21 protein-coding genes and 1 pseudogene are annotated in these 25,691 nt (G+C 64.0%); 14 read left to right on the forward strand and 8 right to left on the reverse strand.

Annotated features, from left to right (window positions below; translation table 11 throughout):
• On the forward strand, positions 1 to 1,020 hold a 1,020-nt coding region (locus tag IY392_RS03460), incomplete at its 5' end, for an acyclic terpene utilization AtuA family protein (protein WP_194860498.1).
• Positions 1,020 to 1,349 (forward strand): hypothetical protein, encoded by a 330-nt coding sequence (locus IY392_RS03465; protein WP_194860499.1) that lies wholly within the window; start codon positions 1,020 to 1,022, stop codon positions 1,347 to 1,349. The genes IY392_RS03460 and IY392_RS03465, both read left to right, overlap by 1 nt.
• Positions 1,350 to 1,359: 10 nt before the next feature.
• Here IY392_RS03465 and IY392_RS03470 read toward each other — a convergent pair whose 3' ends face one another.
• Together IY392_RS03470 and IY392_RS03475 are read right to left on the reverse strand one after the other, a co-directional pair.
• The gene (locus IY392_RS03470; RefSeq protein WP_309233992.1) at positions 1,360 to 2,127 is read right to left on the reverse strand and encodes a sulfite exporter TauE/SafE family protein; all 768 of its coding nucleotides are present in this window, start codon (positions 2,125 to 2,127) and stop codon (positions 1,360 to 1,362) included.
• Positions 2,128 to 2,509: 382 nt separating this feature from the next.
• A complete protein-coding gene (locus IY392_RS03475) occupies positions 2,510 to 3,178 on the reverse strand; it encodes a DUF6338 family protein (protein WP_194860501.1) in 669 nt (222 codons plus the stop codon).
• Between the two features lie 444 nt (positions 3,179 to 3,622).
• On the opposite strand from IY392_RS03475, the gene IY392_RS03480 reads away from it, so the two are divergent.
• Positions 3,623 to 4,648, forward strand: a complete 1,026-nt coding sequence (locus IY392_RS03480; protein WP_194860502.1) for a Ku protein — start codon at positions 3,623 to 3,625, stop codon at positions 4,646 to 4,648.
• A gap of 16 nt (positions 4,649 to 4,664) precedes the next feature.
• Here the strand turns inward: IY392_RS03480 and IY392_RS03485 are convergent, their stop codons facing one another.
• A complete protein-coding gene (locus tag IY392_RS03485) occupies positions 4,665 to 5,411 on the reverse strand; it encodes a FadR/GntR family transcriptional regulator (protein ID WP_194860503.1) in 747 nt (248 codons plus the stop codon).
• Between the two features lie 39 nt (positions 5,412 to 5,450).
• Entirely contained in the window at positions 5,451 to 6,713 is a 1,263-nt protein-coding gene (locus IY392_RS03490; RefSeq protein WP_309233993.1) for an MFS transporter, read from the reverse strand.
• A 187-nt stretch (positions 6,714 to 6,900) separates the two neighbouring features.
• On the opposite strand from IY392_RS03490, the gene IY392_RS03495 reads away from it, so the two are divergent.
• The 4 genes from IY392_RS03495 to IY392_RS03510 are packed head-to-tail and all read left to right on the forward strand — an operon-like array spanning position 6,901 to position 11,752.
• Positions 6,901 to 8,574 carry an AMP-binding protein gene (locus IY392_RS03495; RefSeq protein WP_194860504.1) on the forward strand — a complete coding sequence of 558 codons (1,674 nt, stop codon included), beginning with the start codon at positions 6,901 to 6,903 and terminating at the stop codon, positions 8,572 to 8,574.
• 5 nt (positions 8,575 to 8,579) lie between these two features.
• Positions 8,580 to 9,374: an enoyl-CoA hydratase-related protein gene (locus tag IY392_RS03500; RefSeq protein WP_194860505.1), complete on the forward strand. Its 795-nt coding sequence runs from the start codon at positions 8,580 to 8,582 to the stop codon at positions 9,372 to 9,374.
• Positions 9,371 to 10,597: an acyl-CoA dehydrogenase family protein gene (locus tag IY392_RS03505; protein WP_194860506.1), complete on the forward strand. Its 1,227-nt coding sequence runs from the start codon at positions 9,371 to 9,373 to the stop codon at positions 10,595 to 10,597. Before IY392_RS03500 ends, IY392_RS03505 begins: the two co-directional genes overlap by 4 nt.
• A 9-nt stretch (positions 10,598 to 10,606) precedes the next feature.
• The gene (locus IY392_RS03510) at positions 10,607 to 11,752 is read left to right on the forward strand and encodes an acyl-CoA dehydrogenase family protein (RefSeq protein WP_194860507.1); all 1,146 of its coding nucleotides are present in this window, start codon (positions 10,607 to 10,609) and stop codon (positions 11,750 to 11,752) included.
• A gap of 226 nt (positions 11,753 to 11,978) precedes the next feature.
• On the opposite strand, the gene IY392_RS03515 is transcribed toward IY392_RS03510, so the two are convergent.
• Positions 11,979 to 12,434, reverse strand: coding sequence for an ElyC/SanA/YdcF family protein (locus IY392_RS03515; RefSeq protein ID WP_309233994.1), 456 nt, complete (start codon positions 12,432 to 12,434; stop codon positions 11,979 to 11,981).
• Between the two features lie 331 nt (positions 12,435 to 12,765).
• On the opposite strand from IY392_RS03515, the gene IY392_RS03520 reads away from it, so the two are divergent.
• From IY392_RS03520 to IY392_RS03545, 6 genes are all read left to right on the forward strand, one after another.
• Positions 12,766 to 14,160: a polysaccharide biosynthesis tyrosine autokinase gene (locus IY392_RS03520; RefSeq protein WP_194860509.1), complete on the forward strand. Its 1,395-nt coding sequence runs from the start codon at positions 12,766 to 12,768 to the stop codon at positions 14,158 to 14,160.
• 121 nt (positions 14,161 to 14,281) lie between these two features.
• A complete protein-coding gene (locus tag IY392_RS03525) occupies positions 14,282 to 16,045 on the forward strand; it encodes a nucleoside-diphosphate sugar epimerase/dehydratase (RefSeq protein WP_194860510.1) in 1,764 nt (587 codons plus the stop codon).
• 63 nt (positions 16,046 to 16,108) lie between these two features.
• On the forward strand, positions 16,109 to 17,446 hold the full coding sequence (locus IY392_RS03530) for a UDP-glucose/GDP-mannose dehydrogenase family protein (RefSeq protein ID WP_228548970.1): 1,338 nt from the start codon (positions 16,109 to 16,111) through the stop codon (positions 17,444 to 17,446).
• Positions 17,447 to 17,612: 166 nt separating this feature from the next.
• Positions 17,613 to 18,644, forward strand: coding sequence for a glycosyltransferase (locus IY392_RS03535; protein WP_194860511.1), 1,032 nt, complete (start codon positions 17,613 to 17,615; stop codon positions 18,642 to 18,644).
• A gap of 83 nt (positions 18,645 to 18,727) precedes the next feature.
• A complete protein-coding gene (locus IY392_RS03540; protein WP_194860512.1) occupies positions 18,728 to 19,948 on the forward strand; it encodes a hypothetical protein in 1,221 nt (406 codons plus the stop codon).
• A 75-nt stretch (positions 19,949 to 20,023) separates the two neighbouring features.
• Positions 20,024 to 21,397, forward strand: coding sequence for a hypothetical protein (locus IY392_RS03545; protein ID WP_194860513.1), 1,374 nt, complete (start codon positions 20,024 to 20,026; stop codon positions 21,395 to 21,397).
• Positions 21,398 to 21,439: 42 nt separating this feature from the next.
• Here the strand turns inward: IY392_RS03545 and IY392_RS19670 are convergent.
• The 3 genes and pseudogenes from IY392_RS19670 to istA all read right to left on the reverse strand — a co-directional run bounded on the left by IY392_RS19670 (position 21,440) and on the right by istA (position 25,153).
• Positions 21,440 to 22,635, reverse strand: a pseudogene (locus IY392_RS19670) (IS3 family transposase).
• A 104-nt stretch (positions 22,636 to 22,739) separates the two neighbouring features.
• Positions 22,740 to 23,498: an ATP-binding protein gene (locus tag IY392_RS03560; protein WP_095719429.1), complete on the reverse strand. Its 759-nt coding sequence runs from the start codon at positions 23,496 to 23,498 to the stop codon at positions 22,740 to 22,742.
• Complete coding sequence (gene istA / locus IY392_RS03565) at positions 23,495 to 25,153, reverse strand: IS21 family transposase (protein WP_231750299.1); 1,659 nt, start codon at positions 25,151 to 25,153, stop codon at positions 23,495 to 23,497. The genes IY392_RS03560 and istA overlap by 4 nt, the downstream gene beginning before the upstream one ends.
• A 185-nt stretch (positions 25,154 to 25,338) precedes the next feature.
• Between istA and IY392_RS03570 the strand changes: the two genes are divergently transcribed.
• Positions 25,339 to 25,590, forward strand: coding sequence for an ATP-binding protein (locus IY392_RS03570; protein WP_228548971.1), 252 nt, complete (start codon positions 25,339 to 25,341; stop codon positions 25,588 to 25,590).
• Positions 25,591 to 25,691 lie beyond the last annotated feature (101 nt).

Raw genomic sequence — 25,691 nt, forward strand, 5'->3', positions numbered from 1 at the left:
CGGGTGGGGGTGATCAGCGGCGACGACGTGCTCGACGCCGTGCGCCGCACCGACCCCGTCCTGTGGGAGACCGGCCGGCCGCTGTCGGCCGAGTCCGACGAGGTGGTCTCCGCCAACGCCTATCTGGGGGCCGCGCCGGTCGCCGAGGCGCTGGCCGGGGGCGCCGACGTGGTGATCGCCGGCCGCCTGGCCGATCCCGCGCTCTACCTGGGTGCCATAGCCCACGAGCACGGCTGGGACCTGGCCGGGGACCCCACTCTGCTCGGCCAGGGGACCGTGGTGGGGCACCTGCTGGAGTGCGCGGGCCAGCTGACGGGCGGGTACTTCGCCGACCCCGTCACCAAGCCCGTCCCCGGCCTGGATCGTCTGGGTTTCCCGTTCGCGGACGTGGCCGCCGACGGCCAAGCCGTGCTGTCCAAGCTGCCGGGCTCCGGGGGGCTCATCGACACCCGCACCGTGACCGAGCAGCTGCTGTACGAGGTGGGCGACCCCTCGGCCTACGTCACCCCCGACGTCGTCGCGGATTTCTCCGGCGTGACTCTCGACCAGGTCGGCCCCGACCGCGTGCAGGTCACCGGCGGCGACGGGACGGCGCGACCGGACGAGCTCAAGGTCACCCTGGGCTTTCGCGGTGGCTGGCTGGGGGAGGGGCAGATCAGCTACGCCGGGCCCCGCGCCCTGGACCGCGCCGAGCTGGCCGCGGACATCGTGCGCCGCCGCCTGGTCGACGTCCACGGTCTGGACGAGCAGTCCGTGCTGGTGGAACTGATCGGCGCCGGAGCCGCCTTCCGAGGTCTGGCCGAGGCCGGCGACCCGGTCGAGGTGCGGTTGCGGGTGGCGGCCCGCGTCCCGGACCGGATCGCCGCCGAGGCGGTGGGCTGGGAGGTCGAGTCGCTGTACACCAACGGCCCGGCCGCCGGCGGTGGCGCCCGGAAGCACGTGCAGGAGGTGCTGGCCATCCGCTCCTGCACCCTGCCCCGCGCCCTGGTCCACACCCACGTCAGCATCGAGGAGGCCTGATGAGCACCGTCGACAGCTACGCCGACGTCCGCACCGGGGACAAGGGGGACACCCTCATCCTCGACGTCCTGGCCCGGGATCAGGGCGCGTACGACCTGCTCGCGGGCGCCTTGACCGCGGAGGCCGTGGCCGCCCACTACGCGCTGGACCTCACCGGGCCCGTGGTGCGGCGGCTGCTGCCCGGGGTGCGTGCCCTGGTGTTCGTCCTGCCCGGCGCGCTGGGGGGCGGGGTGACCGGGTCGCCGGTGCTAGACGGCCACGGCAAGGCGCTGAGTTATCACTTGCTGGGCTATCACCTGCTGAGCCACCGCCTGGATGGGCCCGACTAGAAGGCCCCGCCTAGAACAGCCCGGCCATGCCCCCGACCCCGCGCGCCAGGAGTAGCAGGGCGCCGGCGGTCACCACCACCACGGCGACCTTGCGACCGGCCTCCGCGGTGACCCGCCGCGCGACGAGTCCGCCGACGAGGAGGCCGATCGGCACCATGGCCACCACGAGTCCGATCACCGGCAGCGGCGGCAGTCCGGAGATCGGCGCGGCGCCCAGGCCGACCTTCGTGATGACCGAGGTCAAACCCATCGTGAAGAAGATCGGCTGCAGGGTCGCGGCAAAGGAGCGCTGCTGCCAGTTGGTCGCCTGCGCGTAGACGAGCATCGCGGGCGCGGCCACGCCCACGGCGGTGTTGAGGAATCCCCCGGCGGTGCCGGCCATCGCGGCGGGGATGGCGCCGCTCACCGGCGGGATGCGCACGAGGGCCGTGGTGAGGAGGGTGGCCAGTAGGACGGTCCCGATGATCACCTCGAGCGAGCTGCGGTCGGCGGCGCCCACCAGGAGTGCGCCGGGGACGGACCCCACGACGATCAGGGGCGCGAGGCGGATGTACCGCTGCCAGTCGATGTCGTGGCGCAGCGTGATGCCGATGAGCACGGCGGAGACGGTGGTGGTGAGGTTGGTCAGCAGCACCCCGGCGACGGGCCCGAGGAGCAGCGCGAGGGTGGGCGCCACCACCAGTCCGACCCCCATCCCGCTGACCCGCTGCAGGACCGTGCCCAGGATGACGGCCGCCGCCGCGACGATCAGCAGGAGCGGAGCGACGTCGGCGGGCACGGGGACCAGCATTCCAGGTGCGCCCGGACCGGCCGGGGGCGCCTGGTCCGGCTGCCCCGAGCCCCGTTGCGGTTAGCTCACTACTCCGAGCGCGACGTCCTTCGCCTGACATCTCGCCGAGGGTTGCGCGCGAATGCTGTGATCCCACATTGGCTAGACACGCTAGAGGGTTCGCGCAGCCAATCAAGCGGTCGCGTCCTGAGTTAGAATCACTTGGGGGAACAGGTGCCACACCGAGAATAGTTCGGGCTGTGAGGTCTGAGGCGCATCCAGAATCTCACACTCTGCAATCTGTTGACGTTCAGGTCCTCCGGCGTCGCCGCCGCCACCAGCTCAAACCTGCATCGTCATCTTGCGCACCAGTTCTTGCCTCCGCAGGGTCTTAAGGATCCGGGTGTTGGGCGGACTTGAGCTTGTATTGCACGGAAATTGACTCGATTTGATCGCCGGGCAGGATGACTCGGCCCCAGTTTGCCAATTCGCGGACATTATCCCCGCTCTTGGTTGATAGAGGCGGTGCAAGAACTAGTTCTCGATCATCTCGACTCAGGTCAGGAGAGAAATGGGCAATGCGGCCAGTCCAACCTGTGCCGCTGGTCATCTTAACGCGCACCAGTGGATATGACCCTTCAGGGGCGTCCCCTCTAAACGCTTTGGTCCATGTCGATTGCTGGCTGATTCTGCCCGGTTCATTGCGGTACGCAATCTTGTAAGTCAGGCAGGAGGTAATGAGGGAGAATACTACGAAGGAGGCGGAAAGCGGCGCTAGAGCAACAAAATTGTCGAGGATAAAGCCCTTATCGGCACCTAGGGTTTCCCTCGGGCTCGGCAGGAGCTCCTGGTTCAGCGCTCGGACTATTGCGACGATAATAGCCACGATTGCGATGGAAACAGCTGAGCACCACGTGGATACTAGAATTGCGCGGGTTGACTCACGGGCTATCGATTCATCGCGATTGGGAAGCTTCTTGTTGCGAAGAAGGTCAAAGAAAATCCCTGGCGCAAAGAATGCGAAGAAAAACGCGAGAGTGAGCCACGACGTCGGCGCCATAATTAGTCCGGGAAATCGTCAAAAAGCGTAGTGGCTGCTCCACTTCCGCTGTTTTTTTCGTCCGGCGGCGTTGCGGGAGGATCGTTCGTAACCGGAGGGGGTGGTACATCAAGCGAGTCTACCGATTTATTGAAATGGCCAGACCCCTGAACACTCTCTTGAGGCCGTCCATCTGGCGCGTCGTTCATGGCGTTTCTCCTTCGTGGTTGAGGTTCACGCTTCCGTAAGGCCCGGGTGCGCGGTGCGAAAGCGGCCTGAGGACCAAGTAAGTGTGCCGTGCGACTCGCGGCTTGAAGCTTCGACGCCCGAGTCGCTCGGCTTATGCCCGACTGTAGTGCGAACCTAAGTGGCCGGAGGGCTCTCCTGCGCTCTAACCGCACACGGCAGCTGCCAAGCCGCGACTTTTCGGAAGCGCCACCCGCCCGTCTGGCGCATACTCTCCCCATGCGATCCATCTGGAAGGGCGAGGTCTCCTTTGGTCTGGTGAACGTGCCGGTCAAGGTGTATTCGGCGACCGAGGACCACGATCTGCGCGCGCGGCAGGTGGACAAGAAGGACGGGGTGCGGATCCGCTACAAGCGGGTGCGGGACGACAACGGCGAGGAGGTCGAGTACTCCGACATCGCCAAGGCGTACGAGTCCGACGACGGCGAGACGGTGATCCTCACCAAAGATGAGTTGGCGTCGCTGCCGGTGGAACAGAACCACGAGATCGAGGTGACGGAGTTCGTCCCGGCCGACCAGGTGGATCCGGTGGCCTTTGACAACGCCTACTTCCTGGAGCCGGCGTCACGCTCCAACCGGGCGTATGTGTTGATGCGGGAGGCGCTGGAGTCCACGGACCGGTTGGCGATCTGCACGTTCACGCTGCGTAACCGCACCCGGTTGTGTGCGTTGCGGGTCTACAAGGACGTGCTGATGCTGCAGACGCTGCTGTGGCCGGATGAGATCCGCCCGGCGATCCTGGAGGGCCTGGACAAGGAGGCCAAGGTCCGGCCGCAGGAGGTCAAGATGGCGGCCTCGCTGATCGAGACCATGGCCGCGGATTTTGAGCCCGAGAAGTACGAGGACGACTACCAGAACCAGCTCAAGGAGCTCATCGAGGCCAAGGCCGCCGGCGGGGAGGCGTTCACCGTGGAGGAGCGCGAGGAGGCTAGCGACGACGACGGCGACGACGAGGTGGCCGACCTGCTCGCCGCCCTGCGCGCGAGCGTGAAGGACCGCGGCGGCAAGGCCGACGCCAGCGACGACGATGACGACGACGAGGACTCCGACTCGCAGAAGACGTCGTCCGCAAAGAAGAGCAGCTCGAGCTCGGCCAAGAAGACGGCAACGAAGAAGGAGCCCGCCAAGAAGGCCGCAGCGAAGAAGTCGACTGCCAAGAAGGAGCCCGCTAAGAAGTCGACCTCAAAGAGTTCCTCGGCCAGGAAGAGCACTGCGAAGAAGGCGCCGGCCAAGAAGAGCGCGTAGCCCCACTCCCCGGCCTCTACAACTCCCACTTCACGGGCTGGGAGATCACGTCGGCCAGGTAGCGGCGGTAGTACCGGGCGGAGCGCTCGACGAACACCTGCATGGCGGCTTCGGCCGCGTCCGGGTCGCGGCGGCGCATCGCGTCGAGCAGGTCGGACTGGAGTTCGGCCGCCTCCAGCCTGGTGGCGAGGGGGTGTTCACTCGGCTCGGCGTCGCGGACGAGGAGCCACAGGGTCTCCATGACGATCTTCAGTGCGGGGTTGCCGACCGCGTCGTAGACCGTGCGTTGGAAGAGCGCATTGTTGAGCTGGAAGGCGTCGTGGTCGTGAGGGTCTTCGAGGATTCGGTCGAGGGCACCCTGCATGACGTCGATCTGGTGGTCGGTGACGGTGCCCGCGGCGGCGCGCGCGACGATCGGCTCGAGCATGAGCCGGACGTCGATCACGTCGCTGATGGTCGCGCCGTTGATCTGGAAGAACAGCTTCATCGTCTGGCCCAGCGACTCGAGCTGCGGAATCGTGGCGATGGGGCCGCCACCGATGCCGGCTTTGACCGTCACCAGGTCGCGGCTCTCGAGTAGCCGGAGTGCCTCCCGGACAGTGGTACGCCCGACGTCGTACTCCTCGACCATTTCCTTCTCGGTGGGGAGACGATGCCCCTCCACGAGGCCGCCGGAGAAGATCTTCTCGGCGATGAGGTTGCCCACCCGCGCGGACAGTTTGCGCCCGCGCGGGTGGGGGGTGTCGGATCCTCGGGGGCTCATCGCTCTCCAGCGTATCGGGCGCGCGGAGTGCTGATGGTGCTAGTGGGCCGGTGCCATCTCGGGGCGCTCCTCGTCGACCTCGGGGAGATCGGACGCCTTGTACAGCGCCCCTCGGATCGTGAGGAGGGTCAGTCCGCCGATGATGCTCGCTCCGATGAGGAAGTAGGCGGGTGACAGGGGGTCGCCGGTCCGGTCGATGAGCCAGGTCGCGATGTACGCCGCGGTTCCACCGGCCACCACGGTCGCGAGGTTGAAGCCCAGTGCCACCCCGGTGAGGCGAACCCGGGAGTCGAACAGCTCGGGGAACACGGGGGCCGTGCTGACCTGGATGAGCGGCGTGCACACGGCGAAGAAGGCGAATGCCAGTCCGGCGACGGCGAGCCCGTTCCCGGTCATCAACGACATCGCGGGGTAGGCGAACACGGCCGCCCACAGCAGGCCGATGGTGAGCATGGTGCGGCTGCCGAAGCGGTCGACGAGGAGGCCTGCGATCGGCATGAGGGAGGCCACGAACACGATCACGCCGGCAGCGGTCCACGTGACCGCGGTCTGGCTGTATCCGCCCTCGCGGACGAGGTGGATGCCGATGTAGGTGAGCACCATGTAGCCGGTGGCGTTCTGGGCGATGCCCAGACCGAAGACCTGCAGGACCTGGAACGGCTGGCTGGCGAGGAGTTCCTTGAACGGGGACTTGGCCAGATCGGCGGAGGCGGCGGCCTCCTCGAACTCGGGGGTGTCCTCGATGCGCGACCGGAGCCAGAGGCACAGCAGGAGCAGGGGCAGTCCGGCGATGAAGGGGATCCGCCAGCCCCAGCTCGTCATCTGGACATCGGAGGTGAGGGCAGAGGTGGTGGCCACGACGATCGCGGCGAGGGCGAAGCCGGTGTTGGAGCCGAGCGCGACGATGGATCCGCCCAGTCCGCGACGCCGGGGCCCGACGATCTCGTAGACGTAGGTCAGCGCCCCGCCGAGCTCGCCACCTGCGGAGAACCCCTGGGCCAGACGGGCGATGACGAGCAAGGTCGGGGCGAGGACGCCGACCGCCGCGTAGGTGGGGAGGAACGCCATGATCAGGGTGGCGACGCCCATGAGGATCACGGAGACGAGCAGGGCGCGCTTGCGGCCGTAGCGGTCGCCCAGGCGCCCGAAGAACAGTCCGCCGATCGGTCGCATGAGGTAGGCCGAGGCGAACACGGCCAGGCTGGCGAGAAGGGACGCGGTGGGGTCGTCGCTCGGGAAGAACAGCGGGCTGACGACGACGGCGAGGTAGGCGTAGACGGTCAGGTCGTAGTACTCGACCACGGTTCCGATACCTGCGGCCGCAACGGACCGTCGCTTCGTGGGCTGAGCTTGTGTCAAGTGAATCACCTTCTCGGTGAGGGGGATTGGGGGAGTCGTCGCCTGGCAAAACATGTGCATATTTAGGGAGACGTGGGTTACTGTAGAGGGACACGATCCGATTCGGCAAGCATTTCGCGAAGGAGGAGATATGCGACCCACCCGATTGCCCGACGACCGCAGCGTGGCCGCGTTCCGCGCGGCGGGCCACTGGCAGGACCGGCCACTGGACCACTACCTGGACCGTGCGGCCCGCCTCTGGGGCGAGCGCACCGCGGTGGTGGACGGCGACCGACGGGTGTCGTTCTCCGAGGTCAACCGGGACGCGATGCGTCTGGCCGCAGCGCTCATCGAGCGCGGGGTGCGGTCGGGAGACGTGGTCTCCTTCCAACTCCCCAACTGCACCGAGGCGGTGGTCGTCTACCACGCGCTGCACCGGATCGGCGCGGTGGTGAACCCGATCGTCCCGATCTACCGCGAGCGCGAGGTGACGTTCATCGCCACGCAGGCGCGGTCGAGGGTGGCGATCATCCCGGGCGTCCACCGGGGGTTCGACTACGCGGAGATGTATCGGGGGCTCGCCCCGGACCTGCCCGATCTCGAGCTTGTCATCACCACCGATTCCGACCGGCGCGAGGGCGTCGAGACGCTGGCCTCCCTGCTCGACTCGGTCACGGACGATCAGGTGGACCGGGTGCACGCCCTGCCGTCGCCCGACCCGGACGACGTCTGCCTCCTGCTCTACACCTCGGGCACCACCGCCGACCCCAAGGGTGCGCTGCACAGCCACAACACGCTGGTCTTCGAGAACCGGTCGATGATCGACACGTTCGGGCTCACCGCTCAGGACGTCATCTTCAACCCCTCGCCGGTCACCCACATCACCGGCGTGAACTGCGCCCTGACGCTCCCGTTCCTGCTCGGTGCGCCGGTGGTCCTCCAGGATGTGTGGGACTCGCAGAAGGCCCTGCGGCAGATCCGGACCGAGCGGGCGAGCTTCATGATCTTCGCGACCCCGTTCCTTCGCGGCCTGCTGGACGCCGCGCGGGACTCCGGCCTCGAGACGCCGTCGATCCGCTACATCATCTGTGGGGGAGCGGACATCCCGGATGCGCTCGTCACGGAGGCGGACGAGCGGCTCGGGACGATCACCCGGATGTACGGCGCGACCGAGGGGCCCTCGGTGACCTCGGCAAACCTGGCCGACGGCCCGGAGCTGCGCAAGTACTCGGACGGCCGGGTGTTGGCGCCGACGGAGGTGGTCATCGCCGACGAGGCCGGCCGAGCAGTGGAGACCGGTCAGGTCGGCGAGGTCCTGTGGCGGGGCCCGGACACCTTCCTCGGCTACCTCGACGCCGCGCTCAACCACGACGCCTTCACCGAGGCCGGGTTCTTCCGCACCGGCGACCTCGCCCGCTTCGACGAGCGCGGCGGCATCCACATCGTCGGGCGCATCAAGGACATCATCAATCGCTCCGGCGAGAAGATCAGCACACACGACGTGGAGAACCAGCTCAGCGAGCATCCGCTGGTCGTCGAGGTCGCCGTGGTCGCCGGCCCGGATCCCGTCACCGGGGAGCGGGGCTGCGCCTTCGTCGTCACCCGTGACCGGGCCGACCTGACGCTGGAGGAGGCGCGGCAGTTCCTCGTGGACCGGGGGGTCGCCGTGCAGAAGGTCCCCGAGAGCGTGTTCGTGGTGGACGCCCTGCCCAAGACGGCCAGCGGGAAGATCCAGAAGTTTGCCCTCCGTGACTTCACGCGGGACAGATCCACCGCCCCCGAGCAGATGGCGGCCACGAGTCTCGTGGCCGTCCACGAGAGGTGAGAGAGATGGCACCGACTAGCACGACGACGAGGACCGCGGTCGCGGATCCGGTGACGGTCACCGAGGTCCGCGAGGGCATCGCGCTGGTCGAGTTGACGCGCGGCAAGGTCAACGCGCTCGACGGTCACGCCTACCGCAGGATCGCCGAGACCTTCGACGCGCTCTCCGATGACGAGTCGTACCGCGCGGTGATCCTCACCGGCCGTGGGAGGGTCTTCTGCGCCGGCAACGACCTGAACGAGTTCCGGACGATGGACGGCGGGAACGGCGATGCCGCCATGCGTGACGCCCGCCGCGCCTTCTTTGCCGTGATGGAGTGCAGGCTGCCGGTGATCGCGGCGGTCAACGGTCCGGCACTGGGCAGTGGGATGGGGCTGACGGCCAGTGCCGACCTCGTGGTGGCCTCGGACCGCGCGACCTTCGGACTGCCCGAGATGCAGGTCGGGGTCCTCGGCGGAGGCCGGTTCACCGCGCGGATGCTTCCCGAGCAGGCCATGCGCAGGATGTTCTTCACCGCCGAGGCCGTGGACGCCGCGACGTTCCGGAGCTGGGGTGCGCCGATCGAGATCGTGCCCCATGCCGAGCTGAGGGACAGGGCGCTCGAGCGCGCCGAGGTGATCGCGAGCAGGAGCAGGTATGCCCTGACGCTCGCCAAACAGTCGCTCAACGGGTGCGAGGGGATGGATATCCGGAGCGGGTACGAGCTCGAGCAGTCCTACACCGTCCGGCTCTCCGAACATCCGGATTCCACGGCCGCCGTCGAGCAGCGGCTCGCGGCGATGAAGGGAGTGACCACATGACGGCGACAGTGATCCCCGCGGAGACTGGGCAGGACGGCGCCGAGGACCTGAGGGCGTTCGAGGCCGCGAGTCGCGCCTGGCTCGACTCCCGCCTGCCCCGGCGGGACGCGGCAGAGCAGGCCCCGAAGTACTCGATCTTTCACAACCTCGGCCACGAGGACGAGCGAGCCCTGATCGATGAGGGACGCGCGTGGCAGGCCGAGCGGGTGGACGCCGGCTTCGGCGCCATGACGTGGGCCCCGCAGTGGGGCGGCCGGGGGCTGACCGCGAGCCACGAGCGGATCTACGCGGGCGTGGAGCGTGAGTACCTCACCCCGGAGCGGCACGAGAACATCCTCGTCACGGTCGAGCTGGTGGCGCCGACACTCCTCGAGCTGGGCAGCGACTGGCAGCAGGAGCGGTTCATCCGCCCGTTCCTCCGCACGGACGAGCTGTGCTGCCAGCTGTTCTCGGAACCGGGCGCGGGATCGGACCTCGCGGGGCTCTCCACGCGCGCTGTCCGCGACGGGGAGAGCTGGCGCGTCAACGGCCAGAAGGTGTGGAGCTCGGGCGCGCAGTTCTCCGAGTGGGGTCTGCTCATCGCCCGGTCGGACCCGGCCGCACCCAAGCACAAGGGCATGACGGCGTTCATGGTCCCCATGGACCTCGAGGGCGTCGAGGTGCGACCGATCCGGCAGATGTCGGGCGGATCGACGTTCAACGAGGTGTTCCTCACCGACGTCGTGCTGCCGGACGAGTACCGGGTGGGCGAGGTGGGCGACGGCTGGCGGGTCGCGCTGACCACCCTCGGCTTCGAGCGTCAGTCCAGCGCGGGGATCGTCGATGCCGGCGGCAACACGGCCGACCTCATCCGGCTGGCGACCTCGCTGGGCATCACCGGGGCACCGGAGGTCCGCGGACGGATCGCGGAATCCCACCTCTACGAGCGCGCCCAGGCCCTGCTGGTCGCCCGGTACGCCGAGCTGGAACAGGCCGGCGCGGTGCCGGGCGTCGAGGGGTCGATAGGGAAGCTCGTGTGGACCCAGAACCTCAAGCGGGTGGGGGACGCGGCGGCGTCGTTCCTCGGCCACCGGATCCTCGCTGACACCGGCGAGGCGGACACGTTCGCCTGGACCCAGCATCTGCTGGGCGCCCCGGGCTATCGGATCGCCGGCGGTTCGGACGAGATCCAGCGGAACATCATCGGTGAGCGCGGGCTCGGACTGCCGCGCGAGCCCCGGTAGGAGGCGGACATGCCCATCAACCTCAGCACAGAACAGAAGGACCTGGCCGAGACGCTCGATGATGTGTGGTCGGGGATCGAGCCCGGGCACGACGCGTGGCCGTCGATCCGTGAGCTCGGGCTCACCGAGATCCCGTTCCCCGAGGCCACGGGTGGCGCCGACGGCACGTTCCGGGACCTGACCGTGGTCATGACGGGTCTCGGCCGCGTGCTCGGTTCGGCACCGTACTTCTCGTCGGTGGTCATGGCCGGCCTGGCGCTGCTCGACGCCGCTGACCGGGACACGCGCGCCGAGCTCCTGCCCGGGATCGTGTCGGGCGCGCGGACCGCCGCCCTGGTCTGCGGGCCGGGGATCGTCACCTCGGCCATCCGCGGTGAGGTCGCGGGGGAGCGGGAACTGAGCCTGACGGGGGTACAGCACGCGGTCGTGGACGGGGAGAGCGCGGAACTCCTCGTCGTCGTCACACACGGCCCCGACGGCACCGAACTCGCCCTGGTCGAGGGTTCGGCGCCCGGCGTGCGGCGGTCGGTCGGCGAGCAACTGGACGGCACGCGCCAGCTCGCGACCGTCGAGTTCGACGGGGCGACGGCGCGCCGCATCTCGGGACCGGATGTCGCGTCGCGTCTCGAGGAGGTGCGCTCACGCGTCCTCATCGCCCTGGCAGCGGAGCAGGTGGGCCTCGCGCGGCGGTGCCTGGAGATGGCGGTGGAGTACGCCGGGACGCGTCAGCAGTTCGGGCGGACCATCGGCTCCTTCCAGGGGATCAAGCACAAGCTCGTCGACCTCCTCGTGGCCATCGAGCTGGCTGAGGTCACGGTGCTCGACGCGTCGAATGGCGCCGAGCGGGGTTGTGACGAGTCAGGTACTGCCGAGCCGGGAGGGACAGAACTGGCCGTCCGCGCCGCGGCGGCGCGCGTGCTGGCCTCGCGAGCGGCGATGACGGCAGCGGAGGAGGCGATCCAGGTGCACGGCGGAATCGGATTCACCTGGGAGCATCCGCTGCACCACTACTTCCGGCGGGCCAAGGCCGATCAGCTTCTGTTCGGCGACGAGTACCCGTATGTGCAGTCCGTGGGGGAGTCGCTGGTTCTTGGCCGAGAGGTGACGCACGAAGCACAAGAGGGAATCCGCCTGACCGGGGCTGTCGGCCGTTAGCTGACGGTTGTGGAGTGCGCGTGGGGTTCCTATAGTGGTTCTCAGTCGGAGGCAACACTGACCCCCCTCACGTTGCCGCCGACTGCGCCTCGATGCGCGGTCTACGCTGACCACCCCCGGTCGCGGACGTGCATCGTGCGACAGAGTCGCTGGCGGCCGTCGGACCCCCCTCCACGGCCGCTGGCGATTCGCCTTTTATCAGCAGATTCCCACCCTACTGACAGGGTCAGCAGGCGGGCGACACGAGCGCCTTCACGTACCCGCCGGTCTCGTGCAAGAGAGCGTTCTTGCGCGACTTCGACAGCGGTCGGGGAGTGTCGGTGACGTACACGGAGCCGTCGAAACACTGCTCGAAATAGATCCGGACTCGCGACACGTGGCCCCAGTACGTCACCACGAGGAGCGAATTCCACCCCCGTTCGCGGGCGATGCGGGTGGCCGCGGTGGTCTCGCCCTCGGTGGTGTCGACGTCGGGTGCAAAGCATTCGATGTCGATGTCGCGCCCGTCCCTGGTGCGGACTGGAGTTGAGGCGCAGTAGGCGTCGAGAAGGCCTGCGTAGGCCCCGGTGGAACTGGGTGGGCGGGAGACAAGTATCCGGTCTGTTACGCCCTCCTCGGCAAGATGACGGGCGTACACATATCGGTCGTCGTTAGCCCCCGCGACCACGACGATTGCGTCCACCCGGTCGGGCGAGTCGACTCGCGGGTGGAGTACCGCGCTGCCGGCGGAGAGGCCCGCCACCGCCGCTACCAGCACAAAGAGTGTCGTGGCAACAAGCGTTGCTCGGCGGCGGCGGGGTCGACGTCTCACAAGAGTGAGACTACGGAGCTGATCTGAGGTCGCATTGAGGGAGGAGCGATCGCCCACGAAGCGCGTCGTTGGTGAAGCCATGTTTATCCTGTGAACGAAGGATGCTGAGCACTGCCTCAGCAAAGTAGTGTCAGCGGTTGGCCCGAGTCGCGTCAGTTGAGCTGGGTCACGACTGTCACTGCGTCGAGGAAAGGACCCTGGAGTGGATCTGCGGGACCTGTTGTCCGTACTGCGAGCCCGCTGGATCGTGATCGTGGCAGCCACACTCGTTGGAGGGCTGCTCGCACTGGGGCTGAGCTTGCTGACGACGCCTACGTACCAGTCGAGGGTCCAGTTCTACGTCACGGTCTCCGCGGGCGATTCCGCCTCTGCGGCCTACCAGGGATCTCTGGGTGCCCAGCAGCGCGTCCAGTCCTACGCGGAGCTGGTTAAGAGTTCCGACATCGCTCAGGAGGTTGTGGACGCCTCGGGAGTGGATCTCAGTGCGGCGGCCGTCGCCCGGGCAGCGACAGCATCCGCCGGTAACAGGACAGTACTTCTCGACGTTTCTGTGACCGATACCGATCCCGATCGAGCCCTCCGAATGGCTCAGGGATACGGCGAGGTCCTTCCCGAGGCCATCAACCGCCTGGAAATTCCCGATGGCGGTGGCCCAGCGCTGGCCAAGCTCACCGTGGTCAACCCCCCCGCGCTGCCGTCCTCCCCAGTGGCGCCGAACACCGAGCAGAACGTGGCGATCGGCCTCGTACTGGGCCTGCTGGCGGGAGTGGGGCTGGCCCTCCTCGTCAACGCCCTTGATCGCCGGGTGAAGACCAAGGAACACATCGAAGAGCTCGCCGGCACGCCAGTGGTCGGGTCGATCCCGTTCCGTAAGAACGAGGACAAGGAGGGAGGGGCTGAGCACATCGTGCCCTTCCGCGAGGGGCATTCCCCGGCAGCCGAGAGTTTCCGTCGACTGCGAACCAACCTCCAGTTCCTCAACGTCGACCACCCCCCGCGCGTCATCGTGCTCACCTCCTCGGTGGCTATGGAGGGAAAGTCCGAGACCGCGATCAACCTCTCACTCGCTCTCGCCGAGGCGGGAAACAGAGTTCTCCTGATCGAGGCGGACCTGCGAAGGCCGCTGGTGGTCAGCTACATGTCCATGCCGGACAGAGTGGGCCTCACCAACATTCTCTCCGGCCAAGCAGACTTTGCGGACGTGGTCCAAGAAACGCGACACGAGGGTGTGGACCTACTGGCCTGTGGACCGCTGCCGCCCAATCCCTCGGAGCTCATTGCTTCGGAGATGGCGCGGAAGCTGCTGCAAGATCTTCGAGACGTATATGACTACGTGATCATCGACTCTCCGCCGCTGCTACCTGTGACCGACGGTGCACTTCTCGCCCGCATCGCTGACGGGGCCCTGCTCGTGGTGCGTACGCATCGCACGACAGGCGATCAGTTGATTCAAGCCGTGGACAACCTGGAGAAGGCCGATTCCACCCTGCTGGGCATCGTGACGGTGGCGAACAAGCCCGCCAAGAAGGGAGCGAGCGGCTACTACGATTCGTATTACTACTCGTCGGGCAAGTCTGATTCCGCCCTGGAGGCGTGATGGATTTCCTGGTGGACTGTGTGCGCAACTGGACCGAGGACCGGAGATGACTCGCAGCGCTAGGCTTATCGGTCGCCGCCGCCCGGTGGGTGGCGTCGGCAGATTGGCATTCTCCCCCTGGATGCCGATCGATGCCGTGCTGTGGGCGATCATGCTCATGGCCGCGCTGTGGATGAGGTACGACTTCTCGGTCGATCAGCTAGTTATGACTCTCGAGATGTCCCGGTTCTACCTGGTGCTGTTGGGGGTAGTGGCCCTGAGCTGGGTGGCTGGGTGGCTGGTCGGCCTCTACCGGGGGCGCTTCATTCCCGGGAGCCTGCTCGAGACCAGCGTTCTGATCCTGGTGTTCGCCGGTGCTTCTCTCCTGGTGTTCGCCGGGCACGTCTTGAGCGGCGAGTACGAGGGTGTGCCACGGTCTACACCGCTTGTCGCGGGGGCGTTCACGATCCTTGCCGCCCTGGTTCTGAGGTCGCTGGTGCGTCGCAAAGAACTCTTCGGCGCCGGGGCCGCGGCAGGAGCCGAGCCCGTGTTGGTGTTCGGAGCCGGGGACGGCGGCCGACAACTGGTGGGTCAGCTCCGTCGGTCCCCCGTGTCGAAATTCCGGCCTGTGGCGATTCTGGATGATGACCCCGCCAAACAAGGTCTGGTCGTCGACGGAATCCGAGTACGCGGGACGAGGGAACATATCGCCCACTTCGCGCACAGACTTGGGGCTGGGACGCTTCTGGTGGCAGTCCCCAGTCTGCCCGGAGAGGAACTGGTCGACATCCGCAATCGAGCGGAAGAAGCAGGGCTACACGTGCTCGTGCTGCCCCCGATCGATTCGATGATGAGAGCCCGCGTGGCTGCCGACGAACTTCGCAGCATCAACGTCACTGATCTCCTCGGCAGGGCTCCGGCACGGCTGAACCAAACCCAGATCGCTGAGTACATTCGCGGCAAAAGAGTGCTGGTGACGGGTGCCGGCGGGTCCATTGGGTCCGAACTGTGCCGCCAACTCGTGCGGTTCCGGCCCGGGGAGTTGATGATGCTCGACCGGGACGAATCCGGCCTGCACGCAGTGCAGCTCTCCATCCAAGACCAGGCGATGCTCGATGGCGAAGACACGATTCTCGCGTCGATTCGTGACCCTGAGGCGATCGCCGATATCTTTGCAAAACGCCGACCGCAGATCGTCTTTCACGCGGCTGCTCTCAAACACATGCCTTTGTTGGAGCATTATCCAGTTGAAGCCCTTAAGACCAACGTGCTTGGTACGCAGAACCTTCTGGACGCTGCCGAAATCTGCGGAGTCGAGACGTTTGTCAATATCTCAACAGACAAGGCAGCAAATCCTTGTTCGGCCCTTGGCACGAGTAAGAGAGTAGCGGAACGATTAACGGCCCAGAAGGCAATCGAAGTAAGAAACGCGAAGTTCGTCTCCGTTCGTTTCGGAAATGTGCTTGGTTCACGGGGCTCGGTTCTGACAGTATTCGAAAAGCAGATTAAGGACGGCGGTCCAGTAACGGTGACTGCACCGGAAGTTAATCGATTTTTCATGACAATTCCAGAGGCGTGTCAATTAGTTTTGCAGGCGGCAGTCGTTGGCGCGACCGGAGAGACAATGGTCCTAGACATGGGTGAGCCGGTCCGGATTGCGGACGTTGCTAAGACCCTGATAGAGCAGTCTGGGAAAAACTTGGAGATTGTTTATACCGGTCTGCGGGAGAACGAAAAGATGGCGGAAGAGCTTTTTGATGACACGGAATCCCCTATCTTTGGCGAAAAGCACGAAGCGCTTTCGGGGGTGAGGGTGTCGCCACTCCGGCTACCGGCGAAAGACGAGCTGATGAAATTGTCGGGAGATCAGGTCAAATGGTGGCTAAACAAGTATGCCTATGAGTGAAAAACTGTCCTTAACGAGTCGGTTCTACGTCTCGTAATTCACTGTATTGCAAGGATGATTAGTTTGCGAATGACCGTGTTCGGGGTCGGGTACTTGGGTGCCACACATGCCGCCTGTATGGCAGAGCTAGGCCACGAGGTTCTGGGGGTCGATGTAGATGAGACCAAGATCGAGCGGCTGCGGCGCGGTGAGGTTCCGTTTTACGAGCCGGGTCTTCCAGAGATCCTTATGCAGCACGTTAATTCAGGACGCTTGCGGTTTACCATGGACTACGGTGAGGCCGCCGAGTTCGCCGATCTGCACTTCATCGGGGTTGGGACTCCTCAGCGTAAGGGTGAGTTTGCTGCGGACACTTCGTATGTAAAGGATGTGATCGCGCGGTTGTCGCCTCTACTGTCTGCGGACGCGGTGGTGGTGGGCAAATCGACGGTGCCGGTAGGCACGGCATCTAGCCTGCAGGAAATCGCCGACTCGCACGCACCCGACGGCGTGCGGGTGGAGGTGGTTTGGAATCCGGAGTTCTTGCGCGAGGGGTTCGCCGTGGCCGACACATTGACCCCGGATCGGATCGTCATCGGCCTGGCCGACGGAGAGGGGTCGCAAGGGTTTGCCAGGGTCGCGCTGGAGAAGGCGTACGCGCCGATCCTGGCCTCGAATCCGTGCCCAGTGGTCGTGACGGACTTGGCCACGGCCGAGTTAGTCAAAGTTGCAGCGAACGCGTTCCTGGCGACCAAGATCAGTTTCATCAATGCGGTTTCGGAGGTATGTGAGGCTTCCGGCGCCGACGTGACAGTGCTGGCTGATGCGATCGGAATGGATCCGCGGATTGGGCGGCGATTCCTCAACGCGGGGCTGGGTTTCGGTGGCGGCTGTCTGCCCAAGGACATCCGGGCCTTCATGGCGCGGGCCGGAGAGCTGGGCGCGGACGAGGCGATGGCGTTCCTCCGTGAAGTCGATTCGATCAACATGCGCAGGCGCGAGCGAATGGTCGAGGTGACTGTCGAGGCGTGTGCAGGGACACTTATTGGCAAGAGCATCGCGGTGTTGGGCGCGGCCTTCAAGCCCCATTCGGACGACGTGCGGGACTCGCCGGCACTGCACGTAGCGGGAATGCTCTCGCTAAAAGGCGCCAGTGCGGTGGTTCACGATCCGCAAGCCCTGGGAAATGCTCGCGCACTGTTCCCGACCTTGGCCTACGCCGACACTGCACTGGCTGCCTGCGAGGGCGCGGACGTTGTGTTGGTGGCCACCGAATGGCCCGAGTTCATCGAGCTGGACCCGCTCGCGGTCACAGAAGTGGCGCGTGGACGGGTACTACTAGACGGGCGCAACTGTATGCCCGCCGAGCGCTGGCGCGCCGCAGGTTGGAAGTACCGCGCCCTCGGCCGTGGGGCGTTCTGAGCCCCAAGCTGTGCCGCTGGTGTGATCATGTATCGCACTAGAGTCGTCGAAAGGATCAGACCAGTTGATACGGGTTCTGGCATTGAATGCGTACTACGTTCCGGCGTTCCGAGGCGGTGGGCCGATACGAACGATCGAGGCAATGGCGGTTGAGCATCGCGACTCAGTGAAGATCTCCGTCCTTACTAGCGACAGAGACCTAGGTTCTGTGGAGTCACTTCCCGTCCCGCGCGGGTCGTGGACAGATGTCGGCGGAGTGGCCGTTTACTACGCAAACCCCCGATCGTGGCGCGGCAGACGTAGATTGTGTCGTGAAATTCTTAAGACGCCTGCTGACGTCGTCTACCTTAACAGCTTGTTTTCGATGTGGTTCTCTATCATTCCGATAGTTGTATTGGTACTTTCGAGAAGAAAGTACACGATACTAATAGCTCCCCGCGGGGAGCTAGGGGATGGGGCATTATCAATACGGGCGGTCAAAAAAAAGGCGTTCCTAATGCTGGCTAGGAAGAGCGCAATCTACGATACGGTTTTCTGGCACGCTTCAAGCGTGCGCGAGAAAGAAGAAATTCAGCGCCAATTTCCCGGCGCTCAGGTCTTCGTGAGGCAGAACGAGGTGAAGCTTCCAGCTAGAAGCGCAGAGAACAAGGCCGAAAAACAAAAGAATAGGCTATCTGCCGTATATGTAGGCCGATTGGCAGAGAAGAAAGGATTGCTAGAATTGGTGAAAGGGCTCCAGTTTGCCAAGAAAACAATATCATTCGACATTTACGGACAGTTTGAAGATAACCGATATGAGAAGAGAGTTCTCGAAGAGGCCGGTAAACTGCCCCCTAACGTGAGAGTTCAGTTCCGGGGCGATCTGCCGCATGAAGCGGTCCGCGAAACATTTTCCTCCTACAATGTATTCCTGTTTCCGACTTACCATGAAAATTTTGGCCACACCGTTGCAGAAAGCATGTCGGCGTCGTGCCCGGTGGTTGCAGCTGACGTAACCCCGTTCACCTCTACGATAGAGCAGGGTGGCGGGTCTATAATATACGACAATACTCCAGAAGAATGGGCAAGAGTCGTTGACGAGTGGGCGACTCAATCCAGTTTACAGCTGAAGAATAGGTGCCATCGAGCTGGAGAAGCTTACGAGAAGTGGCGGGAGAAAGCAACTGCACCGTCAGTCTTCGAGATGCTCCCTAGTTGATCGTTAAATATACCGTGAATCCATCCGGGCCACGGCTTGCCTGATACAACTAGTTCAATCGGCCAGGAGTCGAAGCTGTGAAAATGGCAAGATCCGCACCCGCAATCTTGGGCTTCTCAAGTCAGGGGCTGACTAGCCTTGCGAACGTTATCGGCGTACTGGCTTGCGCGCAAGTGGGCGGCGCGGCGGAGTTCGGCGAAGTGGCCATGGCGGTTGCCGCGATAACTGCAGCAACTATCTCGTGTCGTGGGGTTTTCGGCATGATGATTTCTATAGCTTCAGATGACGAAGTCCTGCTTAGGGAAGAGATTTCTCGAGCGATACCTGCGGCATTTATCTTAGGTTCCACACTCGCACTTGCTATTGCAGCGATTGGGTTAGCAACTGGTTCAAAGATTTGGCTAGCCGCGGCAGTCTGCATGCCGTTCATACTAGCCCAAGACACGTTTCGGTATTCTTGCAGCGCTGCTAAAACCCCTGGCACGGCCCTACTGTCGGATTGTATCCGGTTCATTGTCTCGGTGGCGATCTACGGCACAGCTGTATCGACAAACGTCATCACCTCGCCCCAAGTTCTGGGTCTTTGGGGGGCTGGATCTGCTATGGCCATCGTCATCGCTTGGCCGCGTTTGGGAATCAAGCCTAGATTCAAGGGGTTCTGCGCTTGGATAAGAGCGGATATTATACAGCGTAGGGCGTTTAGTTTCGACTCGATTGTTCTCGCTCTGACCACGGTAACCTATGTCGGCTTACTGGGGCTGTTTCTAGGAACCGTGGAGGTCGCAGCTATACGAGGTGCGGGAACCATATTAGGCCCTTACAACACTCTAGTTTCTGGCGTCGCGATGGTCCTTGTGCCGCAGTTAGTGAGAGACGGTGGCCCAGTGTCGCGTTCGATTCGCTCACTTATTCCGCTTTCAGTCGGTCTGGCCACTATCGCCTTGGTGATGGGCTCGGTAGGGTTGTGGCTACCCGATCGCTATGGATCGTTGCTACTGGGCGACACTTGGAAACTTGCAAGTCTGGTACTCCCGATAATGGGTTTGGAATACGCGATCCAAGGGGTTCGCGGCGTGTTAGTGAATGTGCTTCGATCACGCCGCGCAAATCTGGGCATTACCGTGAACCGGGTCATTTCCACTGGGGGAACGCTTGCGGTCGCAATTGCTGCGCCACAGTTTGGTAATTTCATTGTTGTGGCCTGGTGCATGATAATAAACGCCGTCCTGGGCCTCTTCATAGTGTGCACTTTCCTTTTGGTCGAGCACCTGAAGGAGGAGAAGCTAAGTCAGCGCGAAACCTGACTTGGCCGGGGGAAGTATCCGAACACAGCTTCAGCATGCAAACGTTACCTCTGTGACAACTTAGGTGGTGCGATCGTGATTAAATCGAAGAGAGTACGCGGCACAAACGGGACGGGACAGTTCAGAGATGGAAAAGATGGAAAGCTCGTTGAGGCCTCCGTCGGTGCAATTATTCTATGGCTGATCGGGCTAGCATTCTCGCATTTTGTCGCGTATTCAGTCTCAGAGGCCGCCGGCGTTGCATGCCTTGGGGTAGTCGGCATACTTCATTCCGCGGTGCAATTTTGGCAACAGGGCGTCAATAGGATTTCGGCCGGCGCAATTTTCGCTTTCGGTACAGCTCTTTTTGTCTTTTTTCCGGCCCTTTATTCGTACTACGAACCGTTTGATGTGCCATCCCACTACCTGCTCCTCGCCTGCTCGGCTGCGCTCTTGTCCCAGGTTGTCACCTTCGGTATTCTTATTCCGTTAACGGCACGGCCAAGCTTTGAACGTTCTTCTTTTCGAACTTCCGATCGTCTCACAGTAGCCACGTGGGTTCTTTTTCTGGGAAATATTCTATTCTACGGCGCGGTGGCCAGCGGCCTAACGCTGCCATTTGGTACCCGAGAACTGGCGTTCACGCTCTTAGTCTTGTTTGCCGTGTGCGCCTCGAGATCCACTATAAGCGCGCTAGTTTCCGGGTTGATCTGCCTGGCCTTCTTCTTGCTATATACCGAGTTTATGTTTACTGGGCTTGGTCGCCTTGTCCTCGGTTCGCTCGGAATCGCCGTGGCGGCGAGTTACGCACCCCGTTGGCCTGATAGGCGAGTAAAGCTTGCGATTATTGTTCTGAGCGTTCCAGTCCTGACTTACATGATCATTTGGCGTGCGGAGTATACGGCCGATATCAGGGGTGTCGAGAATGCGGAGGGAAGTGGCATTGCCTCCGTAATTGCGCCTCTAATTCGATTTGCCCAGTTAATTCAATGGGATCAGTCCGGAATGATCGAGTATGCGGGCCTGGGCACCTTGTTTGCGTCTGCGGTAGTATGGATTCCTCGGGCGCTCTGGCCGAATAAGCCCGTCGGCTTTGGCGCCGAACTCGCGGAACTCTTCACGCCTCATCTAGTACAATTTGGTCAGTCAGATGCTGCGTCAGTCTGGGGGGAGAGCTATTACTCGTTCGGCTTGGCTGGGTTGATTCTATCTCCGTTCTTTATAGGCGCGATTATTATCGGCCTCGATGGCCTCATGAAACTATCTGAGGCTCGAGAAGTCCCAGTAACCGTCTACGCCGCGCTGTTGGTACTCGCCAGTGGTCTAGTGGACCTTGCATGGAACGGGACGTTCACCTATGTTTCTCGTGCTGGGCTGAAGCTGGTTATATTGGCGGCGCTGACATTGGTTACATATAGGGTTATCCTTCCTGCCTGGGAGCCTTCAAGGCCTGATCCCACAAGGAAGTAGAGATTGTGAACCGCACCGGGCCTCTCGGTGGGTCGTGCTGAATTATGTGGCCCGAGGTTTGATCGCCTGGTTGGAACGGTACATTTCTTCGTGTTGGACGGGTGGATGGTATTCGATCGCGGAGTGCAGGCACTCGTTGTTGAACCATCGAACCCAGTCCGCGCCTTCGCTCTCGACCTCGTTGCGACCGGTCCGGCTTCGGGCGGTCTCCACGAGGATCAGTTCGGTCTTTTACTGCCCGATCTTGGACTCCATCAGGACGTTGTCGAGGGCGGCGCCGACGCGGCGGATCGACTCCTGCAACCCGGCCGCGCGGAGCGCATCGGTTAAGGTTAGAGAGACGTACTGGGACCCGGCGTCCCTTTGATGGAGGAGTCCGGTTGAGGTGAATTCGAACGTACCCCGTCGACGGGTGTGTATCGCCTGCTCGAGCGCCGCCGGGACCAGATCGGAGCGCTTGGTCATGGATGCCAGCCAACCTCGTATGCGGCGGGAGTAGACGTCCACGACGAACGAGACGTAGCAGAAGCCGGCCAGCGTCCATACATATTTAAAGTCGGCGACCCACCATTGAGCCGGCCGGGCAGAGGTGCTCCGCTGCCGGTCAATCAGATCGGCATGAGGCCGTCCGCGGAGGGATCGGACTCGGTGGTGATTGTGCGTCGCTTACCTCGCGCAATTCCGGTGATACCGCAGATGCCCATCAGGCGGGCCACCTGGTCCCGGCCGATCTCGCGACCCCGCCGACGTAGGCAGGGCCACAACTCGAGCACCCCGTGCAGGCCCCGCTGATCGTGGAACAGTCAGAACACCTCGTGGCGGTATAGGCGACATCCCGCTCGGCCGCCGTGGACGGAGTGGCCGAGCGAGACTAGCAGGTGCTCGAGGAGATCTCCAATGCCGTGCTCGTTTCGCACGCGGCAGGTCTGCACGGCCGGGGAACCGAATCTAGTGGACGGCGATGTAGTCACCGATCAGGTAGGTGAGCGACCTGGCTTTGCCGCCGCGAGAAACGCCGACGCGGTCCTGAGAATCGCAATTGCCCGCCGCAGCTCGGCGTCCTCGCTCTTAAGGCGCTTGAGCTCCCCGGATTCAGGGGACGACTCCGATGACGAGGGGATCTATCCCGCCTCGATCCACTTCCGCAGGGGTCGCCGGTTCACGCCCAGAATCGAACCGACATGGATGCGGGCGGCGACCTGGGAGCACTGCTCGTTGGCCAGGTGCTCGCGGTACATTCTGACCGCGCGCTTGTTTGGGACGCCTTTCGGAAAGCGCGGTTCTGATGATCGGGTAGCGGTCGGACGGGCATCGGATAGCGGCCCGTCCGACCGCCGGACCGTTACGGCGTTGCTGCGGCGAGGTGTCGTCGCATGTTGGGTCCGTCGAGGGCGATGATCTCGGCGCCGGCGACGATCCGGTTAAGGATCGACTCGGCGATGACCGCGTCTTGGAGCGACTTGTACCAATCGGGCGGGTCGAACTGGGAGGTCACCAGAGTCGACCCGCGGCCTTCGCGGGCGGCCAGGATGTTAAGCAGCTCCGCCGCGGTGTGCGGCGCCACCGGGGTGGTCAGGAAGTCGTCCAGCACGAGCAGGTCGCAGTTGTGCAGGTCGGTTAGGAAGTCCAGCCGGCGCTGCGAGGTCGGCTCCAGTACGGCGAGCCGGTTGGCCAGGTCGTCGAGCCGGAAGAACCTCGCGGTGTAGTACTTTCGGCACGCCGCGTTGAGCAACGCCTGGGCGAGGTAGGTCTTGCCCACGCTGGACTGGCCGAGCACGACGAGATTACGAGTGGCGTCGATCCATTGACAGCTGGAAAGACGTGCGATTAGCTCGCGGTTGACGTTGCGGTCAGGCAGGTAGCGGATCTCTTCTACGCAGGCGTCAGGGTTTGGCGATCTGGAGGCCTTGAGTAGTTTCTGGGTCCGGCGTTCCTGCCTGGCCGTGATCTCTTTGTCCAGGGCGTGGAAGATCTTCTCGGAGAAGGTCCACTCGTCGCAGGCGGGATCGTTGGCCAGATCGATGACGGTCTGTCCGAACGCGGTCATCCGCAGCTGCGTGAACAACGGCATGTCGGCGTCGGTGAGATGGCGATCAGTCACTGGGACTCCTCCTGCCCCGAGGTTCCGATGCTCGTGCTCGGGCGTCCTGTGAGGGCGGTGAGGCTGAACTGTTCGGGTCCGGCCAGATGCGCCCCGGTGGTATCTCGCTGACCTGGCGGCGGTGCCAACCGGGTCGTCGTGGCCGGCGGTGCCGCGGTCGTGGTGGGTCGGGCTGCGGCCTGGGCCCTCAGGGCTGCCAGCTGCTGCTTGACGGCGGTGTAGCTGATCGCCCGGCGGGCAGTCTCGGAGACGAGTTGGCCGCAGGCACGCTCGAGCAGCATCTTGTTGTCGCCGCGGGCCAGGGCGAGGATGTTCTGGCACGAGCGGTAGCCCTGCGCCTCGATCCGCTGGCGATCCAGGACCTCACTGATCGCGGCGACGGTGTTCGGTCCGATCTTGTGGGCCTGGCGCACGAAGTACGCCCTCGACCACAGGTCCGAGGACTGCAGATGCTGGGCGGGCACGTGGTCAGGGTCGGTGACGAACGAGTGGCGCTTACCGGAGACCGCGTGGGAGGCGATGACCTCCCCGCCCGCCATGACCGTCAACCTCTGCCCGGTGATCTTCACATCGACGTGCTGGCCGGCGAAGGGGTAGGGCACCGAGTACTTCACCGTGGCGATCTCCACGTGGTAATCCCGATTGACCTTGGATTTCTTCCAGATGACCGGCTGCCACCGCGCCTCGGGCAAAGCGATCAGCTCCGACTTCTCGTGCTCGGTGAACAGCTCCCGGCGGCTGGTCTTCTGGCCGCGAAACGGGGTCCGGTCGTTGATCGACTCGACCTCGGCGGCGATCGCCTCGTTCAGGTCGTCCAGGCTGGCGAAGCGCCGATCGGCAAGCCGGCCGATCACCCAGTTCGTCGCCACCTTCACTCCGGCTTCGACGTTGCCCTTGTCGCGGGGTGCCGCCGATCTCGTCGGCACCGCGGCGGTGTGGTGGTACTCGAGAAAGTCCCGATACTCGCGGTTGACCTCCCGGGCCCGATCGCCACGAGTGATCTGATTCGACGCCGTTGACGCGTTGTCCGGGACGATCACCTGCGCCGCGCCGCCGAAGTACTCGAACGCCTGCAAATGCGCGTCGAGCCAATTCGGCATCTTCTCGTCCAGGCAGCCGCAGGCGAAGACCATCCCCGAGTACGGCAGCGAGGCCACGAACACCGACACCGTGGTCCTGGTGCCGGTGACGGGGTCGAAGATCGCCATCTTCGTGCCCGCCCAGTCGACCTGCATCGTGTGCCCGGGAACGTGGGTGATCCGCATCGTCAGCTCGTTGACCTCGACGTATTCGCCGACGATCTGGCAGAACCGCTGATAACTGTAGTGCCGTTGCCCCGGCGATCCGTCGGTGTCGAGGTAGTTGGCCCACAGCACCCGCAGCGGCAGCTTGTTCTTGCCCGTGCGCTTCTTCACGGTCGCGGCCACGTCGAAGGCGACGAACTCTTCCGACGGTGTCTTGCGCCCGTCGGTGAACAAGGCGTCGATCTCCTCGCTGCTGAGCGCCTCGACTTGGCCGGCGGCGGTCAACCCGTGGTCGCGGCAGACCTTCTTCGCCTTGGCGATCGTGCGGTGCGAGCAGCCCGCGATCGCCTCGATGTCCCGGTAGGACCTGTTCTGCAGCAGTAGCGACATCACCAATCGGTAGTCAGTCACCGTGCCTCCTGTTCGGAATCACGCGCAGCCTGGTTGCCACGCGTCGAACCGACACGAGCACACGACGCCTCCCACCGCTACCTGATGCTCATCCTCGCGCTACCCGATCGTCAGAACCCTGCTTTCCGAAAGGCGTCCCTAACACGCGCTCGCGGGTCTCGGCGTCGAGCTTTCGTGGTGCTGCCATGAGATCCAGTCGTCCTTGTCAAATCGGAACCCTCCGACAGATCCGGGGAGGTTCAACTTCCGGAACAGGAAAGGCCCACCTGCTCATTGCACTGGGTACCGCGGCAGCCAAGCAAGGACGCCGAGCCCGGCACGTCACCACCGCGGCCCTGGTCAAGGACCTGGTCGAAGCCGCCGACGACGGGCAACTGTCCCGTGTGGTCGGCCGCTCCGCCCGGCTGGACCTGTTGTGCCTCGACGAGTTCGGCTAAGTCCACCTCGGCCCACGCGGGGCCGAACTCCTCTTACAGATCATCTGGCAGATAGGGCTTGTCGGTACTGCGGGTCCGGTGAGTTGGTACTGCTGTTCCGG

Origin of the sequence: Dietzia sp. SYD-A1 (genome assembly GCF_015356725.1) — a bacterium.
Taxonomy (GTDB): Bacteria; Actinomycetota; Actinomycetes; order Mycobacteriales; family Mycobacteriaceae; genus Dietzia.

What these genes read in the sequence shown, in the direction of transcription:
- IY392_RS03465 (WP_194860499.1), top strand. Translation starts at nt 1,020, where the DNA reads ATGAGCACCGTCGACAGCTACGCCGACGTCCGCACCGGGGACAAGGGG.
- IY392_RS03475 (WP_194860501.1), bottom strand. Translation starts at nt 3,178, where the DNA reads ATGGCGCCGACGTCGTGGCTCACTCTCGCGTTTTTCTTCGCATTCTTT.
- IY392_RS03480 (WP_194860502.1), top strand. Translation starts at nt 3,623, where the DNA reads ATGCGATCCATCTGGAAGGGCGAGGTCTCCTTTGGTCTGGTGAACGTG.
- IY392_RS03485 (WP_194860503.1), bottom strand. Translation starts at nt 5,411, where the DNA reads ATGAGCCCCCGAGGATCCGACACCCCCCACCCGCGCGGGCGCAAACTG.
- IY392_RS03495 (WP_194860504.1), top strand. Translation starts at nt 6,901, where the DNA reads ATGCGACCCACCCGATTGCCCGACGACCGCAGCGTGGCCGCGTTCCGC.
- IY392_RS03500 (WP_194860505.1), top strand. Translation starts at nt 8,580, where the DNA reads ATGGCACCGACTAGCACGACGACGAGGACCGCGGTCGCGGATCCGGTG.
- IY392_RS03505 (WP_194860506.1), top strand. Translation starts at nt 9,371, where the DNA reads ATGACGGCGACAGTGATCCCCGCGGAGACTGGGCAGGACGGCGCCGAG.
- IY392_RS03510 (WP_194860507.1), top strand. Translation starts at nt 10,607, where the DNA reads ATGCCCATCAACCTCAGCACAGAACAGAAGGACCTGGCCGAGACGCTC.
- IY392_RS03525 (WP_194860510.1), top strand. Translation starts at nt 14,282, where the DNA reads ATGCCGATCGATGCCGTGCTGTGGGCGATCATGCTCATGGCCGCGCTG.
- IY392_RS03540 (WP_194860512.1), top strand. Translation starts at nt 18,728, where the DNA reads ATGGCAAGATCCGCACCCGCAATCTTGGGCTTCTCAAGTCAGGGGCTG.
- IY392_RS03570 (WP_228548971.1), top strand. Translation starts at nt 25,339, where the DNA reads ATGAGATCCAGTCGTCCTTGTCAAATCGGAACCCTCCGACAGATCCGG.